The 16,489-nt window shown below is 64.1% G+C and carries 15 protein-coding genes; 5 read left to right on the top strand and 10 right to left on the bottom strand.

The window, feature by feature from the left end:
* Positions 1-31: 31 nt before the first annotated feature.
* Together ACWGS9_RS13255 and mutS are read right to left on the bottom strand one after the other, a co-directional pair.
* The gene (locus ACWGS9_RS13255; RefSeq protein WP_454505673.1) at positions 32-496 is read right to left on the bottom strand and encodes a nuclear transport factor 2 family protein; all 465 of its coding nucleotides are present in this window, start codon (positions 494-496) and stop codon (positions 32-34) included.
* Between the two features lie 78 nt (positions 497-574).
* Positions 575-3,310 (bottom strand): DNA mismatch repair protein MutS, encoded by a 2,736-nt coding sequence (gene mutS, locus ACWGS9_RS13250; RefSeq protein ID WP_454505778.1) that lies wholly within the window; start codon positions 3,308-3,310, stop codon positions 575-577.
* 248 nt (positions 3,311-3,558) lie between these two features.
* Here mutS and ACWGS9_RS13245 point away from each other — a divergent pair, with 248 nt between their 5' ends.
* Positions 3,559-5,838, top strand: coding sequence for an NADP-dependent malic enzyme (locus ACWGS9_RS13245; RefSeq protein ID WP_320215047.1), 2,280 nt, complete (start codon positions 3,559-3,561; stop codon positions 5,836-5,838).
* A 92-nt stretch (positions 5,839-5,930) separates the two neighbouring features.
* Here ACWGS9_RS13245 and ACWGS9_RS13240 read toward each other — a convergent pair whose 3' ends face one another.
* The 3 genes from ACWGS9_RS13240 to ACWGS9_RS13230 form a co-directional block, all read right to left on the bottom strand.
* The gene (locus ACWGS9_RS13240; RefSeq protein WP_454505672.1) at positions 5,931-7,100 is read right to left on the bottom strand and encodes a porin; all 1,170 of its coding nucleotides are present in this window, start codon (positions 7,098-7,100) and stop codon (positions 5,931-5,933) included.
* Between the two features lie 364 nt (positions 7,101-7,464).
* Positions 7,465-8,166 (bottom strand): antitoxin Xre/MbcA/ParS-like domain-containing protein, encoded by a 702-nt coding sequence (locus ACWGS9_RS13235; protein ID WP_454505671.1) that lies wholly within the window; start codon positions 8,164-8,166, stop codon positions 7,465-7,467.
* A 379-nt stretch (positions 8,167-8,545) separates the two neighbouring features.
* Positions 8,546-9,538: an adenosine kinase gene (locus ACWGS9_RS13230; RefSeq protein ID WP_454505670.1), complete on the bottom strand. Its 993-nt coding sequence runs from the start codon at positions 9,536-9,538 to the stop codon at positions 8,546-8,548.
* A gap of 295 nt (positions 9,539-9,833) precedes the next feature.
* On the opposite strand from ACWGS9_RS13230, the gene ACWGS9_RS13225 reads away from it, so the two are divergent.
* A complete protein-coding gene (locus ACWGS9_RS13225; RefSeq protein WP_454505669.1) occupies positions 9,834-10,736 on the top strand; it encodes an EamA family transporter in 903 nt (300 codons plus the stop codon).
* A 98-nt stretch (positions 10,737-10,834) separates the two neighbouring features.
* Positions 10,835-11,530 carry a sulfate transporter family protein gene (locus ACWGS9_RS13220; RefSeq protein ID WP_454505668.1) on the top strand — a complete coding sequence of 232 codons (696 nt, stop codon included), beginning with the start codon at positions 10,835-10,837 and terminating at the stop codon, positions 11,528-11,530.
* Here ACWGS9_RS13220 and ACWGS9_RS13215 read toward each other — a convergent pair.
* From ACWGS9_RS13215 to ACWGS9_RS13195, 5 genes are all read right to left on the bottom strand, one after another.
* Positions 11,527-12,339, bottom strand: coding sequence for an isocitrate lyase/PEP mutase family protein (locus tag ACWGS9_RS13215; RefSeq protein ID WP_454505667.1), 813 nt, complete (start codon positions 12,337-12,339; stop codon positions 11,527-11,529). The genes ACWGS9_RS13220 and ACWGS9_RS13215 overlap by 4 nt on opposite strands.
* Before the next feature lie 82 nt (positions 12,340-12,421).
* Positions 12,422-13,276 carry a hypothetical protein gene (locus tag ACWGS9_RS13210; RefSeq protein ID WP_454505666.1) on the bottom strand — a complete coding sequence of 285 codons (855 nt, stop codon included), beginning with the start codon at positions 13,274-13,276 and terminating at the stop codon, positions 12,422-12,424.
* Positions 13,277-13,339: 63 nt separating this feature from the next.
* Positions 13,340-13,999: an HAD family hydrolase gene (locus ACWGS9_RS13205; protein WP_454505665.1), complete on the bottom strand. Its 660-nt coding sequence runs from the start codon at positions 13,997-13,999 to the stop codon at positions 13,340-13,342.
* Positions 13,999-14,484, bottom strand: a complete 486-nt coding sequence (gene dut, locus ACWGS9_RS13200; protein ID WP_454505664.1) for a dUTP diphosphatase — start codon at positions 14,482-14,484, stop codon at positions 13,999-14,001. The genes ACWGS9_RS13205 and dut overlap by 1 nt, the downstream gene beginning before the upstream one ends.
* A gap of 322 nt (positions 14,485-14,806) precedes the next feature.
* A complete protein-coding gene (locus tag ACWGS9_RS13195; protein WP_454505663.1) occupies positions 14,807-15,277 on the bottom strand; it encodes an Lrp/AsnC family transcriptional regulator in 471 nt (156 codons plus the stop codon).
* 115 nt (positions 15,278-15,392) lie between these two features.
* Between ACWGS9_RS13195 and ACWGS9_RS13190 the strand changes: the two genes are divergently transcribed.
* Positions 15,393-15,647 carry a DUF6356 family protein gene (locus ACWGS9_RS13190; RefSeq protein ID WP_320215061.1) on the top strand — a complete coding sequence of 85 codons (255 nt, stop codon included), beginning with the start codon at positions 15,393-15,395 and terminating at the stop codon, positions 15,645-15,647.
* 16 nt (positions 15,648-15,663) lie between these two features.
* Positions 15,664-16,464: a class II glutamine amidotransferase gene (locus tag ACWGS9_RS13185; protein ID WP_320215062.1), complete on the top strand. Its 801-nt coding sequence runs from the start codon at positions 15,664-15,666 to the stop codon at positions 16,462-16,464.
* Positions 16,465-16,489 lie beyond the last annotated feature (25 nt).

Here is a 16,489-nt window from a genome sequence, read left to right as displayed (position 1 = left end):
AAAACCGCTGCACACTTTTCGGGATCATGCCCTACAGCCCCAGTTCGGAAAGGCCGGGATGGTCGTCCGGCCGGCGGCCGAGCGGCCAGTGGTACTTCCGCTCGCTCTCACCAATCGGCAGGTCGTTGATGCTCGCCACGCGGCGGCGCATCAGTCCGGCTTCGCCGAATTCCCAGTTCTCGTTGCCATAGGAGCGAAACCATTGGCCGCTGTCGTCATGCCATTCATAGGCAAAGCGCACCGCGATGCGGTTGTCGTTCCAGGTCCACACCTCCTTGATCAGGCGGTATTCCAGCTCACGCGCCCATTTGCGCGTGAGGAAGCCGACGATCTCGCCGCGGCCGGAGACGAACTCCACCCGGTTCCGCCAGAGGCTATCCTCGGTATAGGCGAGCGAAACCCGTTCCGGGTCGCGGCTGTTCCAGGCGTCCTCGGCGAGCCGCGCCTTTTGTGCCGCTGTCTCGGCCGTGAATGGCGGCAATGGCGGACGGCTCATTGAAAATCTCCTGTCGGTTTCGATCATCGATAACCGACATTGTACCGATTGGTACAATGAGTCAACGGCAGATACACGCTATTGCTTCGTCGCCAGCCCCTTCAGCCGGTAGAGCGCTTCCAGCGCCTCGCGCGGCGTCATCTCGTCCGGATTGATCGCGCCGAGCGCGTCGCCCACCGCATCGCCTTTGGCGGGCTTCGGCGCTTCCCGCTTCACCGCCACCGAAAACAGCGGCAGGTCGTCGACCAGCCGGTTGGTCTTGCCGGAAACCTCGCCTTCCTCGAGCTGGTGCAGCACTTGCTTGGCGCGGGCGACCACCGCTTCCGGCAGGCCGGCGAGCCGGGCCACCTGCACGCCGTAGGAGCGGTCGGCGGCGCCCTTGCCGACCTCGTGCAGGAAGACGACGTCGCCTTCCCATTCCTTCACCCGCATGGTGACGTTGGCGAGCCGGGAGAGCTTGCTGGCCAGCGCCGTCATCTCATGGAAATGTGTGGCGAAGATTGCCCGGCAGCGGTTCTTCTCATGCAGATATTCCACCGCCGCCCAGGCGATCGACAACCCGTCGAAGGTCGCGGTGCCGCGGCCGATCTCGTCGAGGATCACCAATGCCCGCTCGCCGGCCTGGCTGAGGATCGCCGCCGTCTCGACCATCTCGACCATGAAGGTCGAGCGACCGCGCGCCAGATCGTCCGAGGCGCCGACGCGCGAGAACAGCCGGTCGACGACGCCGATATGGGCGCTTTGCGCCGGTACGTAGGAGCCGGTCTGGGCAAGGATGGCGATCAGCGCATTCTGCCGCAGGAATGTCGATTTACCACCCATGTTGGGGCCGGTGAGCAGCCAGATCGCGCCGGCCTTGGCACCGCCCTCGGGCGACAGGTCGCAATCATTGGCGACGAACGGGCCTTCGCCGGAACGTCGCAGCGCCTGTTCGACCACCGGGTGGCGCCCGCCTGCAATCTCGAACGCGAGGCTGGAGTCCACCAGGGGCCGGCACCAGCCCTCGCTTTCGGAAAGCAGGGCAAGAGCCGACGACACATCGAGCACGGCCAGCGCCTCGGCGCCGGCGCGAATGCTGTCGGCTTCGCCCACAACCTCAGCGGTCAGTCGGTCGAAAGTGGCGAGCTCGATGCCGAGCGCCTTGTCAGCGGCATTGGCGATCTTCGATTCCAGCTCCGCCAGCTCCGTCGTGGTGAAGCGCATGGCGTTGGCCATGGTCTGGCGATGGATGAAGCGCGCCTTGGCGGCATCGCTGCCGGTCATGATCGAGTGGTGGTTTGCTGTGACCTCGATGTAATAGCCCAGCACATTGTTGTGCCGGATTTTCAGCGAGCGGATGCCGGTTTCCTCGATCAGCGAGCGCTCCAGCCCGGCTATCACTTTTCGCGATTCATCGCGCAGCGCCCGCATCTCGTCGAGCTCGGCGTGATAGCCGCCGCGCACGAAGCCGCCGTCGCGCCTGATCAGCGGCAACTCGTCGTCGAGCGCTTCGCTGAGGTGGCGGGCAAGCGCCTCCGGCAAGGCTCTGATCGCGGCCAGTACGGCAGCGAGCTCGGCGGGCAGGGCGGCCGCCGCGAACAATTCGGCGATCGCGCCCGCCGCTTCGAAGCCGGCGCGCAGCGCGCCGAGATCACGCGGTCCGCCGCGGTTGAGCGCCAGCCTGGACAGCGCCCTCGGCATGTCGGCAACGCTTTTCAGGCTCGCCCGCAAACCCTGGCAGAGCCGCGTTTCGGCACGGAAGAAGGAGACCGAATCCAGCCGGGCCGCGATCGCCGCGGAATCGGTCAGCGGCGCCATCAGCCGGTCGGCCAGCAAACGCGCGCCACCACCCGTCACCGTGCGGTCGATCGCCTTGAACAGCGAGCCGTCACGGCTGCCGGACAGCGTGCGCAGCAATTCCAGATTGGCGCGCGTAGCCGGATCGATGAACAGCGTCGAGCCCTGCTCCTCGCGCTCGGGGCGCGACAAAGGCGGGCGCTCAGCCTTCTGCGTCTTTTCGACATAGGCGATGGTGCCGGAGATCGCCGACAGCTCGGCGCGCGAAAACGTGCCGAAACTGTCCGGCGTCGCGACCTCGAAGAAGCGCGCGATGCGGCCCGTGGCCGAAGCCGAATCGAACAGCGAAGGCGGCTGCGGGTTGGCGACCCGTCCGAGGACGTCGAATATGGGCCTGAGCTCCGGATCGTGGAAAACCGGCTCGGCGACGATCAGCTCGCGCGGGTCGACGCGGAAAATGTCGGCAAGCAGCCGCTCGGCGCTCGTCTCGGCGACCCGGAACGTACCGGTCGAAATGTCGATCCAGGCCAGAGCAAAGCCGGCCTGGCTGGTCGCGGCGCCGCCACCTTTCACGCGACCGAGCGCCATCAGGAAACTCGATTCCGAGGGCGCAAGCAGCTTGTCCTCGGTGATGGTGCCTGGCGTGACCAGCCGCACCACGTCGCGGCGCACCACCGATTTGGAGCCGCGTTTCTTGGCTTCGGCCGGGTCCTCGATCTGTTCGCACACGGCAACGCGAAAACCCTGCGCGATCAGCTTCTGCAGATAGTCGTCCGCGGCATGCACCGGCACGCCGCACATCGGGATGTCGTGGCCCTGGTGCTTGCCCCGCTTGGTCAAGACGATGCCGAGCGCCTGGCTTGCCTTCTCCGCGTCGTCGAAGAACAGCTCGTAGAAATCGCCCATGCGGTAGAACAGGAGCGAATCCGGGTTTGCCGCCTTGATCTCGATGAATTGCTCCATCATCGGCGTGACGCCGCCCGTGCTGGGCGCCGGGGTCGTCGTCTCCTGGGCGTCGGTATCTGTCGGCATGTGCATGTTCATGCCGGGACGCTAGCAGATAGGCCAGCCGGGTTTAATGCCGGCCGCTCGAAAAGCAGGGGAAAGCCGGCAGTCCTGCTGCCAGATGCCGTCGCGGCGCCAAGCCGGAGCCACCGGATCCGCATTGAATGAGCTTTGCCGGGCTTGCCGGTTTACAGCTGTCGCCTGTAGCCTTAGTCCTGAAATTCCAAAAGAAAGCACCCATTTCAAGCGGTGCCGTGCAAGGCGAGGAAATCAAAAGCATCATGGCCAGGAAAACCGAAAGCAGCGGCCCCTCCGTCAGCCCCGAGGAGGCGTTGGAATTCCACGCCATGGGACGGCCCGGCAAGCTGGAGATCGTCGCCACCAAGCCGATGGCGACGCAACGCGATCTGAGCCTCGCCTATTCGCCGGGCGTCGCCGTTCCCGTGCGCGCCATCGCCGAGGATCCGAGCCGCGCCTTCGACTATACGACGCGCGGCAACATGGTCGCCGTCATCTCCAACGGCACAGCCATCCTCGGCCTCGGCAATCTCGGCGCGCTTGCCTCGAAGCCGGTGATGGAAGGCAAGTCCGTGCTGTTCAAACGCTTCGCCGACGTCGATTCGATCGACCTCGAAGTCGACACCGAGGACGCCGACGAGTTCATCAACTGCGTGCGCTTCCTCGGGCCTTCCTTCGGCGGCATCAATCTCGAGGACATCAAGGCGCCGGAATGCTTCATCATCGAGCAGCGGCTGCGCGAGCTGATGGACATCCCCGTCTTCCATGACGACCAGCATGGCACCGCCATCATTTCGGCCGCCGGGCTGATCAACGCGCTTGCGGTCACGGGCCGCGACATGAAGACCACCAGGATGGTCTGCAATGGCGCGGGCGCCGCCGGCATCGCCTGTATCGAATTGATGAAGGCGATGGGCTTTGCGCCGGAAAACGTCATCCTGTGCGACACCAAGGGCGTCGTCTATCAGGGCCGCACCGAAGGCATGAACCAGTGGAAGTCGGCGCATGCGGTCAAGACCGAGGCGCGCAGCCTCGCCGAAGCATTGGACGGCGCCGACGTCTTCCTCGGCCTGTCCGCCAAAGGGGCGCTTACACCCGCCATGGTGCAGTCCATGGCGAAGAACCCGATCATCTTCGCTATGGCCAATCCCGATCCGGAGATCACGCCGGAGGAAGTGGCCGAGATCCGCACCGACGCCATCATGGCGACTGGCCGCTCGGACTATCCCAACCAGGTCAACAATGTGCTGGGCTTCCCCTATATCTTCCGCGGCGCGCTGGATGTGCGTGCCACCACCATCAATGACGAGATGAAGATTGCGGCGGCACGCGCGCTGGCCGAGCTGGCGCGCCAGGACGTGCCGGACGACGTCGCGGCCGCCTATCAGGGCAACCGGCCGAAATTCGGTCCCAACTACATCATCCCGGTGCCGTTCGATCCGCGCCTGATCTCGGCGATCCCGCTGGCGGTGGCGAAGGCTGCGATGGAATCCGGCGTCGCCCGCAAGCCGATCCTCGATCTCGACCGCTATGCTCAGGAACTGTCCGCCCGCCGCGACCCGATCGCGTCCACGCTGCAGCGCATTTACGACCGTGTGCGCCGCCAGCCCAAGCGCATCGTCTTCGCCGAAGGCGAGGAGGAGCAGGTGATGCGCGCCGCCGTCTCCTATGTGAACCAGAAGCTCGGCACGGCGATCCTGCTCGGCCGCGACGATGTCATCAAGGACAATGCCCGCAATGCCGGCATCGACCTCAACAAGCCGGGCCTCGAAATCATCAATGCCAGGCTGTCGCGCCGCAACGGCATCTACACCGACTATCTCTACGAGCGCATGCAGCGGAAGGGTTTCCTGTTCCGCGACTGCCAGCGCCTGATCAACAACGACCGCAACCATTTCGCCGCCTGCATGGTGGCGCTCGGCGATGCCGACGGCATCGTCACCGGCGTCACCCGCAACTATTCGACCGCGCTCGACGACGTGCGCCGTATCATCGACGCCAAGCCTGGCCACCGCGTCATCGGCGTGTCGATCGTGCTCGCACGCGGCAGGACGGTGCTGGTCGCCGACACCGCCGTGCACGACATGCCGAACGCCGAGCAGATCGCCGATATCGCCGAAGAGGCCGCCGGTTTTGCCCGCCGCATGGGTTATGAGCCGAGGCTCGCCATGCTTGCCTACTCTACTTTCGGCCATCCGCAGGGCGAGCGCTCCGAGCGCGTCCAGGAGGCGGTGCGCATCCTCGACAAGCGCCGCGTCGATTTCGAGTATGACGGCGAGATGGCGGCCGACGTGGCGCTGAACCCGCGCGCCATGGCGCAATATCCGTTCATCCGGCTAACCGGCCCGGCCAACGTGCTGATCATGCCGGCCTTTCACTCGGCCTCGATCTCGACCAAGATGCTGCAGGAGCTCGGCGGCTCGACCGTCATCGGCCCGCTGCTGGTCGGCCTCAACAAGCCGGTCCAGATCGTGTCGCTGAATGCCAAGGACTCAGACATCGTCAACATGGCCGCGATCGCGGCCTACACGGCGGGGAATTGACGAGCAGCCAGCGCGTCAACGGCCCTGCTTGGGATCAAACAAAAAGGCCCGCGGCGATGCCGCGGGCCTTTCCTTTAAGATCGCGGCTTCGATCAGAACGAGCGCTGGAAGCGGACGATGCCGCCGACGCTGTCCTTCTTGTCGGCCTTGGTCCAGTTGCCGAACGGCGTGCCGTCGTTGAAGTGGCCGAAGTGATCCCAGTCGACTTCGGTCGTGATCGTGAAGCCCGGAACGATGGTGTAGGCGACGTTGGCTGCCAGAGCGTAGTTCTTGTCGTCGTCAGCCGAAGCCTGGACGTTGAACGCCGTCTTGGCGTTGAACTTGTAGGTGCCGCCACCCCAGGCGGCCCATTTGCCGCCCCACGGCTTGTAGAAGCCGCGACCATGTGCCTTGATGGCATTGTGAGCATCATCGGTAAGGTTGTCGTCGGTGCCGTAGCCGCCCATGATGAACAGCGACAGTTCCTTAGTGACGTTGACGTCCAAGCGAACCTTGCCGGCCACTTCCTCGTAGGAGCTGTCATAGGCAACGACGCCGGTGATCGCGCCCCAGTCGCCCTTGTACTTCAAGCCGCCGACAACATGCGGAACGTAGCTGTCGATCGTGCCGGAAATGCCCGCCCCGTCCGAGCCTTCTTCGAGCGAGATCACGCCCGAGAAGCCGCTGCCAGCGTCGAAATAGTAGCTGACGACGTTGGTATCCTTCATACCGTACGGGATGATCGTGTCCTGGATGACACTGCCGGCATAGCCGATGAACTGGTCGTAAGGCGTTTCGTCCTTACCGACGCGGAGGCCACCGAGCTGGATCCAGGCGAAGTTCAGTGTAACCGACTTGTTGACAGCCGGATTGTCGGCGGCAGCGCCACCACCAGTCACGCCGGCGCCGTCGCCGAAGTTGAAGCGGGTCTCGGTGTAGGTCTTCAACGTGCCGAGTTCGGTTTCCTGGCCGGTCCAGGTTTTCAGGTTGAAGCGCGCGTTTTTCCGCCACGTTTTGTTGTCATCGCCGTCTTGATGATCGATAGCCTTGGCGCCATCGAAGGAACCGACATCGCCGAGGCCGGCGTCATAGCGGATGTAGCCGCCGACGCGCAGGCAGGTTTCGGTGCCGGGGATGTAGAAGTAGCCGGCGCCATAGACGTCGCAGATCTTGACATATTCGGCCGGTTCCGGCTCGGCGACGGTCACCGCGTCGGCGGCGCGGGCGCCCGAAACTGCGATCAGGGCCGCAGCGGAGCCGAGAAGAAGGCTCTTGATGTTCATTTTCTTGAATCTCCAGTCAAAGGTTCAAGACAGGCCTGACATGCCGTTCGGCTAGTGCCACCCCCGTCCCCATCGTTGAAAAAGTACGCGCACCGGCGCCGCTTCTTCGCTTTGGACATGGCCTAATCAGCGGTCGTGTACAACATAGATTGTGTCCGAAAGGCGGCTTTTGGAATCTTATAAAGGTCTTGTTGCCCAAATATCACGTCATATATTTGTAAAAATGGGACAAATTGCACAATTTATACAATCGAAACGTCAGGGAATCGTGGAAATGTGCCAAATGTGCCAATTATTACAGTTTTGTGGCATATCATTATCCGGCTAATTTGTTCCGCTCGGAGAAGGTTTTCGCCGGGTCAGCTCAGGACAGGGCTCGGGCGGCACGGGCCACGTCCTCGACCATGTCTTCCCTCAGCATCTCGATGGGGACCCGGCCGTCAAGCTCGGGCGAAGGCCGGCTCAGCCAAAACCAGGCAAGCCTCGGACTGGCGATCGCCGACAGCACGTCGCTTATGCCCGGAACCGGCCTGCCGTCGACGAACTGAGCCAACGGGAAGACATGTTTGCGGCCGCCCTTGCGCAGCGCAACGACCTCGCCGCGCCGCTGCCAGCGATGCAGTGTCGAGCGCGGGATGCGGAGCTTCTCTTCCAGGTAAGTCGAGCCGGCGACCTCGCCGGCCCAATCCTCGATCAGCATCGACTGGAGATCCGCGGCCCGCTCGGCAATCTGCTGGGCCGTCGGTCTTGCCGTCTCCGGTTTCGGCGAGCGCTCAAAAGCGCGGCTGGCCGAATCGTCGCTCGCGATCCTGTCCGCCATCACGCGGAAAAAATCGGCGGCAAGGCGGGTCCACTCACCCTTGAAGGAACCGATTGCCAGGCGCTGTGCCAGCGGCAGGAAGGGAAGGGCGGCAGCCATATGGCCGGCGATCTTGCCGGCTGACGCCAGCGCCCCGGCATCCAGCAGGACACCATGCTGCGTCAGGGCCTGTTGCACCACTTCGGCCACAAGGCCGGCCAAAGCCTCTTGTGAAATCCCTTCAGACGGGTTCTGGAATCTGGTCATGCGTCTGTCTTGTGGCCCGCGCTCCTCCCCAGGCGCCGGCGGTTTGCTGAACTCTATAGCGGAAAGTAAAAATCGCGGCGGCAACGGACGCCGCGGCCCGGCAGGTTGCTGGCTTGCATCTTCACACCCCTGGTTTTGGCGCGCCGAAATGTCAGTCGCGGAACGCCTTATTTTGCGTGTAGGAGCGCTCTGTGACAGGGGCGCGACAACCGGCGTTCTTCCTTCTCCCCCTGTGGGAGAAGGTGGCTCGGCGCGTAGCGCCGAGACGGATGAGGGGCTCCAGCTTGGCGCTGCTTACCCCTCACCCGGATTGCCATCCGATTTGTAAGGACAAATCGGGGCAATCCGACCTCTCCCACAAGGGGAGAGGTAAGAAGCTTTAAAGAAGCCCGGCCTGTTCGGCCTCGCGCCGCAGGTTTTGCCGCGGACGCGGGCCGATCTGCTGGATCACCAAGCCGGCGGCCAGCGAGCCGAGGTCGCCGCACTGCTTGAGGCTGCGTCCGGTCGTGTAGCCGTAAAGGAAGCCGGCGGCATAAAGATCGCCGGCCCCGGTCGTGTCGACCAGCTCCTTGATCCTTGTCGCCTGGATGGTGACCGTTTCTTCGCCGCGCACGATGATCGAGCCTTTTTCCGAGCGGGTGACCGCGGCGATCTTGCAATCCTTGCGGATGGCGTCGAGCGCCGCCTCGAAGGAAGCGGTCTGGTAAAGCGACTTGATCTCGTGGCTGTTGGCAAAGACGATGTCGACGGTGCCCGAACGCATCAACTCGAGGAACTCGTCGCGGTAGCGGTCGACGCAGAAGGAATCCGACAGCGTCATCGACACTTCGCGGCCGGCCGCATGCGCCAGCTTCGCCGTCTGGCGGATGGCCTCCTTGGCGCGCGGCGGATCCCACAGATAACCCTCGAAATAGGTCACCTTGGCGCCGGAGGCCTTGTCGGCCTCGACATCCTCGGGGCCAAGCTCCACGCAGGCGCCGAGATAGGTGTTCATCGAACGCTCGCCGTCCGGCGTGACGAAGATCATCGAGCGCGCCGTCGGCGGCTCGCCCTCGAGCGGCCCGGTATCGAAGGCCACGCCCTGGGCCTGGATGTCGTGTGTGTAGATTTCGCCCAGCGCGTCGTTCGAAACCTTGCCGAAGAAGGCGGCCCGTCCGCCGAGACTGGCGACGCCGGCCGCCGTGTTGCCGGCGCTGCCGCCGGAAGCCTCGATCGCCGGTCCCATGCGGCTGTAGAGCAGCTCGGCGCGCCTGGCGTCGATGAGGTTCATCGCGCCCTTGATGATGCCGTTGGTCTCGAGAAAAGCCTCGTCGCATTGCGCGATGATGTCGACAATGGCATTGCCGATGCAAAGCACGTCATATTCCGGCATCGAAATCTCCGCCAAGGACCTACCCGGCTTCTGCCATGCCGGCCGCGCGCGGGTCTAGCTGGTCGCAACCGCTTTGCCTACCCCGAAAATCGGGACCATTCGCGGTCGCCACGACCTTGGCCGGGATTGTACGCCGGCTGCGGCAGTGGTCGCATCGAACTGGCCCATATCAGGCGCCGCCCAGACGGCTATGGTTTCGCTGCCATCGAAACATTACCGCCTGCTCGTGCGCTAGAAGCGGATCGTTCCGGCAACAGGCTGAAGGCGCGAACCGCGAATGTCTCAAAAGGCCGAAATGTCCACCGACCTCGCGCTGCTTGGCCTACTGGCGGTGCTGTGGGGCGCTTCCTACACCTTCATCAAGATCGGCGTCGAGACGATCCCGCCTGTGACCTTCATCGCCGCACGGACCCTGATCGCCGGGGGTATCCTCTTCACCATCATTCGCTGGCGCGGCCTTGCCATGCCCGCCGATGCGTCAACCTGGCGTCGGTTCGCCTTCCAGGCCTGCCTGAACAGCGTCGTGCCGTTCACGCTGATCGCCGCCGCCGAACGCTCGGTCGATGCCGGCCTTGCCACCATCCTCAACTCGACGTCGCCGATTTTCACCTTCCTGCTGACCGCATTTATCACGCGCCATGAGCCCGTCACGGTGCGTAAGCTCGTCGGCGTCGGCGCCGGCATCGTCGGCATCTGTCTTATCATCGGCACGGAGGCGCTTGGTGGACTTGGCCATGAGTTGTGGGCGCAGCTTGCGATCGTCATTGCGACGATCTCCTATGCCGGGGCGGCGATCTTCGGCCGCGGCTTCAAGGGCCTCGATCCGATGATACCCGCAGCAGGTTCGATGCTTTGCGGCGCGGTGATGCTCGTGCCGCTCAGCCTGATCGTCGATCGGCCATGGATGCTTGCGCCGTCGGCCGCATCGATCCTGGCACTGCTTGGGCTCTCGATCTTTTCGACGGCGCTGGCCTTCGTTATCTATTTCCGCCTGATCCACACGCTGGGCTCGGTCGGCACCACCTCGCAAGCCTATCTGCGCGTGCCGATCGGCGTCGGCATCGGCGCCGTCTTCCTCGGCGAAAGCATTGGACCGACGGCCTGGGTCGGCATGGGCTTCGTCGTCGCCGGCGTTGCCGCTATGACCATTCCCGCCCGGCGGGCCGGAGCAATTTCAGGAAAAGTGACTTTGCCGTAGCCTGCGGTGAACCGCCCTCGGCTGGCGCAATAGTTGCGCCGGCGGCCGACGCCGCCTATCTCGGAGACGTCGCTTCTCGATGAGGGCTTGGACCTGCCGTGATCCTAGACGCTGCCCGCGCCGCCGCCAGCCGGCTGTTCTCGCCTGAATTCCGCTCCGTCTTCCTGAAGACGCTGGGGCTGACGCTGCTCGCTTTGGTGGCGCTCTGGCTCGGCCTGGAGAGCCTGCTCGAATGGCTGGCCTGGCCGTGGCTGCAGACGCTGCTCCCGGGTCTGCCGTCCTGGGCCGGATGGCTGGGCGGCATCATCGCCGGGATCGTCCTGGCGATGGGCATGGCCCTGCTCATCGCGCCGGTGACGGCGATCGTCGCCGGACTGTTCCTCGACGATGTTGCCGAAGTGGTCGAACGTACCGACTATCCCGACGACCCGCCCGGCCGCACCGTGCCGGCACTGCATTCGCTTGTGCTGGCGATCAAATTCTTCGGCGTGGTGGTCCTCGGCAACATCGTCGCGCTGCTGCTGCTTCTGGTGCCGGGCATCAACATTGCCGCCTTCTTCATCGTCAACGGCTATCTGCTCGGCCGGGAATTCTTCGAGTTCGCCGCCATGCGGTTTCGCCCCGAGGCCGAGGCCAAGGCGCTGCGCCGCAAATATGCCGGCACCGTGTTCCTGGCCGGGCTTGTCATCGCCGTGTTCCTTGCCGTGCCGCTGCTCAACCTTCTGACGCCGCTTTTCGCGGCCGCAATGATGGTGCATCTGCATAAGGCGGTTGCTGCGCGAGAGCCGATTTAGTCTTCCTCAGCCGCGCCGCTGCGGAACAGCGCCTGCAGCTTGCCGAACGGCATCGCCGCCCGGGTGAAGCCGAAGGTGCCGTCCTGCTGGATCTCGCGCGCCGCCGTCTCCAGCATCCCATAAGCAAAGTTGGTCAGCCATGGTCCGAGCGAGATGCGCTTGACGCCGGCCGTGGCAAGGTCTGCGATGGTGAAGCCGGGCCGGGCCATCACATTGACAGGCCGGCTCACTGACGAGCAGATGGTGCGCACCATTTCGACGTCGCCGATACCCGGCGCATAAAGCACGTCGGCGCCGGCTTTCTCGAAGGCCTGCAGCCGCTTGATGGTGTCGTCGAGGTCGGTCTTGCCCCACAGGAAATTCTCGGCCCGCGCGGTAAAGATGAAATCGTGCTTGAGCGCCCGGGCCGCCTCGACGGCGGCCGCGACGCGTTCGACGGCGTGCGAGAAATCATAGATCGGATTGGCGGCATCGCCCGTATGGTCCTCGATCGAGCAGCCGGCGAGACCGGCGGCCTCGGCCGCGAAGATGGTCTCGGCAGCCTGTTCGGGGCTGTCGCCCTTGCCGCGTTCGAGATCGGCCGAAACCGGCAGGTCGGTTGCCGCGGTCACCTCGCGGCAATGGTGGATCATGGCGTCGAAAGTCACGCCGCCGTCCGGCAGGCCGCGCGAGAAGGCGAAGCCGGCGCTGGTCGTGGCCAGCGCCTTGAAACCGAAAGAGGCCAGAAGCTTGGTCGTGCCGACATCCCAGGGGTTGGGCATGACGAAGGTGGAAGCATGCAGGTCGCGAAAAATCTTGCCCTTGTCCATGGCGGGTCCTCAATCATGAGTGGGGGTCGTGCGGGGGAATTTATCGCGGCCGTTCGAGCCGGGCAAACGAATGCGGCGGGGTTCAGAAGCGTTTGGCATTTTCTACTGACAATTTCTCGAAGGCGTCGGAATTGCGAACGTAACGCGATCCGGCCTTGTCCCAGCGATAGATGACCGAAATGTCTTGCGAGACGGCCTTGGGCGCCGGCTCCTCGCAGCTTTCACCGCTCGGCTTGGTGGCGTCGGTCACCGTCACCTTGATCGCCGCATAGGGTTTTTCACCACCGCGAGTCTGGAAGGAAAGATCCTGTGTCCGTTTGTAGGCGCAGACATTCTCGTCGAATGTATTGATCTGGTCGATCGGCTCGAAGCGGTCGTTGCGAACCAGGATCAGGATCGTGCCGACATAGCCCTGGTTCGAATTGAAATGCGTGCTCATGGTGATGAGCGCATCGTCGCCGGCACTGACCGCGAGCTTGCCCGGATCGCGAAAATAGGTGCTCTGATCGGTTCCGACATTGACGGCGTCGAGCAGCTTCGGCTTGCCGGTGAGGTCGTAGAGCGCGAGCACGGCAAACCCTTCGGCGCTGTCTTGCGACTGGCCGAGGTCGAAAAGCATCGTCAGCCGGTCCTTGCCGCCGGCCTTGATGGCTAGCACCGCCGCATTCGGCAGGTTGATTGTTTCGGGCGGCGATCCGCCGTCATCGCCGCCGAGGATGTCGCGCATCTTGATCGGCGCGCTGCCCTTGTAGAAACCGTCGTCGCCGGCGGCCAGATCAGGCACGATCATCTTGGCGAGGTCGAAATAGGTGACGTCCTGATGTCCGGGAACGGCGCTGTTCAGCTCCGGAAAGCTGGCGGCCTGGGCCTGCGCAGCCGTCCAGATAGATGGCAGCAGCAGGCATGCGAGCATGAGACGGTGTAACGTGGAAACCATGGACCGCGCCCCTCGGATGCGCTCACGCTAGCACGGCGTTTCGCAGCGTGCAGCCGGATGCGATCAGCGGATCGGCACGAGTGCGGCGAGTTCCCGCATGTCGTCAAACAGGATGCCGCCGGCCGCCGCCAGGCCGTCGCGGTCGGAGAGCGGATCGGCGTGGTAGGAGAACACCCGCATGCCGGCGGCGATGCCGGCTCGAGTTCCCGCGACGCTGTCCTCGATGACGATGCAATCGGGAGGCGCGAAACCCATCGTCTCTGCCGCATGGAGGAAGAGGTCCGGGAACGGCTTGCCGCGGCTGACCATGGTGGCGGAGAACATGGCGTGCTCGAACAACGGCAAGAGCCCGGTCTGGCCGAGCGTGATGTGCATCTTCGAGACCCGAGCCGAGGAGGCGACGCAATAGGCGATGCCGGTCGCGCGGACTGCTTCGACGAACTCACGAACATAAGGGATCGCCTCGACGCCATGAGCGAAAAGATCCGGCAGGCCGGCATTCCAGCGTTCGACGAAGTCGGCGCCGAGCCTGACCTTTGTCGTCTCTTCGATCTCTTTCTGCACCGAGACCATGCTGCGGCCGGAAAAATGCTTGCGGCAATATTCGAAGCTGGTCGTAAACCCGGCGGCAGTGAGCCATTCGGCCAATCGTCGATTGGCAAGGTTCTCGGTATCGACCAGGACCCCGTCGCAGTCGAAGATGACCAGCTCTGGCCCGTGCATCAGGCCGTGCCGGTCGACCCGAACCCGCCGGCGCCGCGCGCCGTGCCGCCGGCCAGCCCTCTTTCCTCGACCGAAACCTGGGTCACCGCAGCAAACACGATCTGGGCGATCCGCATGCCGCGCGTCACCGCGAAGTCTTCGTCGCCGAGATTGACCAGCAGCACCTTCACCTCGCCGCGATAGTCGCTGTCGACGGTGCCGGGCGTATTGAGGACGGTGAGGCCATGCTTGAAGGCAAGGCCGGAGCGTGGCCGCACCTGGCCTTCCATGCCTTCCGGGATTTCCAGGATCAGCCCGGTCGGCACCAAAGCGCGTTTTCCGGGCAGGATCAGCAGCGGCCGGTCTTCAGGCACCGCGGCCCGCAGGTCCATGCCAGCGGCGCCGGCGCTTTCATAGGCCGGCAGAGGCAGGCCTTCGCCATGCGGAAGCCTGACGAAACCGACGGTGGGGCCGATGACGGAGGAAGGATAGACAGAGGTGCGCATAAAATCGATCCTATCGGCGCGAGCGGCGATTCGGTCAACTCGCCCGCCATGCTATCAACGGCTTTCTTTCTGGCGTGACTATGACCTCGCCATCTACTTTGGCGATTGGCGAAAACACTCATCGCTTCGTCATCCACGGGCGAAGCAAGGAGCGAAGCGACGCGCGCAGACCCGAGGCTCCATGCCGCGACGCCTGAGCGCCGCTACGGTACAGAATTCTGCTCCGCTGCACTCTTTGGCTGAGGTCACGGAATGGATCCCAGGGTCTCCGCCAGCCACGGAGCTTCGCCCAGGATGACGAAGTTGGTAGGTTTCGGCCTACCTAGCGCAATTCCACCGGCACCACGGTCGTCTCCTTGATCTCCTCCATCACGAAGGAGGCCGAGACATCCGACAGCGCCACCTTGGCGATCAGCCGCTGGTAGAGCCGGTCATAGGCCTTCACGTCGGCGACGCGGGCCCTCAGCACATAGTCGAGGTCGCCCGACATGCGGTAGACGCCGGTGATCTCGGCAAAGCCGGTCACCGCCGCGCGGAACTTCCGCAGCCAGTCAGGATCGTGGTTGGAGGTGCGGATCAGGATGAAAACGGAGAGGCCGATCCCGACCTTGTCGGCGTCGACCAGCGCCACGCGCCCGGTGATGATGCCGTCCTCCTCCAGCCGCTTGACGCGCCGCCAGCAGGCATTGCGCGACAGCGCCACGCGCTCCGACAGCTGATCGACGGAAAGCGTGCCGTCGCGCTGCAGTTCGGCCAGTAATCTTCGATCAATCTCATCGATTTCCGTCGCCATGTTGGGATAAATGTCCCATTAACATGCCAGATGCAAGGATAATTTGGGACCGATGAACCGAAGCACCATGGCAGGATACTCACCATCGGGGCTCATCCCGGCAGGAGGGATCACCATGACGACACGGCTTACGGCGCTGTTCACCTCTCACCCGCAGAAGGTCGGCGAGACCTATTTCGGCCACATGGCCTTCGCCGCCTGGTTCTGTTCGCGCCTGTCGATGGCCGCAGGTGCCGCGCTTGTTCACGCTTTCTTGCCGTTTCTGTTCGAAACTACGGCGAGCCGAATCGTTCGCGAGCTCTATGAGCGCACGCACAATCGAGGCTCACATGCGGTCAACGAGCCGGCGGCTCTGATGGATCGCGCCTGACGGATGGTGGAAAGCGATGTGCCGGTGGGCGGCCTATCTTGGTGAAGCGGTCTTCCTCGAAGACATCATCACCGCGCCCTGCCACTCGCTGATTGCCCAGAGCCACTGCGCCCAGGAAGCCAAGTCGCCGACCAATGGCGACGGCTTCGGCCTTGCCTGGTATGGCGACCGGCCAGAGCCCGGCCTTTATCGCGACATCCTGCCGGCCTGGTCCGACCCCAACCTGAAGAGCCTCTGCCGGCAGATCAAATCGGGACTGTTCCTCGCCCATGTGCGCGCCTCGACCGGCGGCGCCACCAGCCGCATGAACTGCCATCCCTTCATCTCCGGCCGCTGGTCGTTCATGCATAACGGCCAGATCGGCGGCTTCGAAAAGATCCGCCGCGCGCTGGAGAACACGCTTTCCGACCAGGTCTTCGATCAGCGCGAGGGCACCACCGATTCCGAGCTTTTCTTCCTTCTGATGATCGACCAGGGCCTGGCGGCCGACCCGCAGGGCGCGGTGTCGCGGGCAACCGGCCGTGTCGTCGAGGCCTCGCGCCGCGCCGGCATCGAGCCGGCCCTGAAACTGACGGCGGCCTTTTCCGATGGCGAGGCGCTGTACGCCGTTCGCTATGCCACCGACGACCACGCGCCAACGCTCTATACCGGTGCCTTCACGAAGCGCGCCGGCCATTGCATAGTCTCGGAACCCTTCGACCGAGACGGTGGCGAATGGCAGGCGATCCCGCCATCGAGCTTCGTCACCATGACGAGGGGCGGCACCAGCATCCGGCCGTTCGCGCCGGCGGTGGCCTCGCTGGCGCTGGTGGGCTGAACCGCAATTTCGATCAAGCGCCGCC

The organism is Mesorhizobium sp. Arg314 (assembly GCF_053714275.1).
This window is presented reverse-complemented; position numbering and strand designations above follow the sequence as displayed.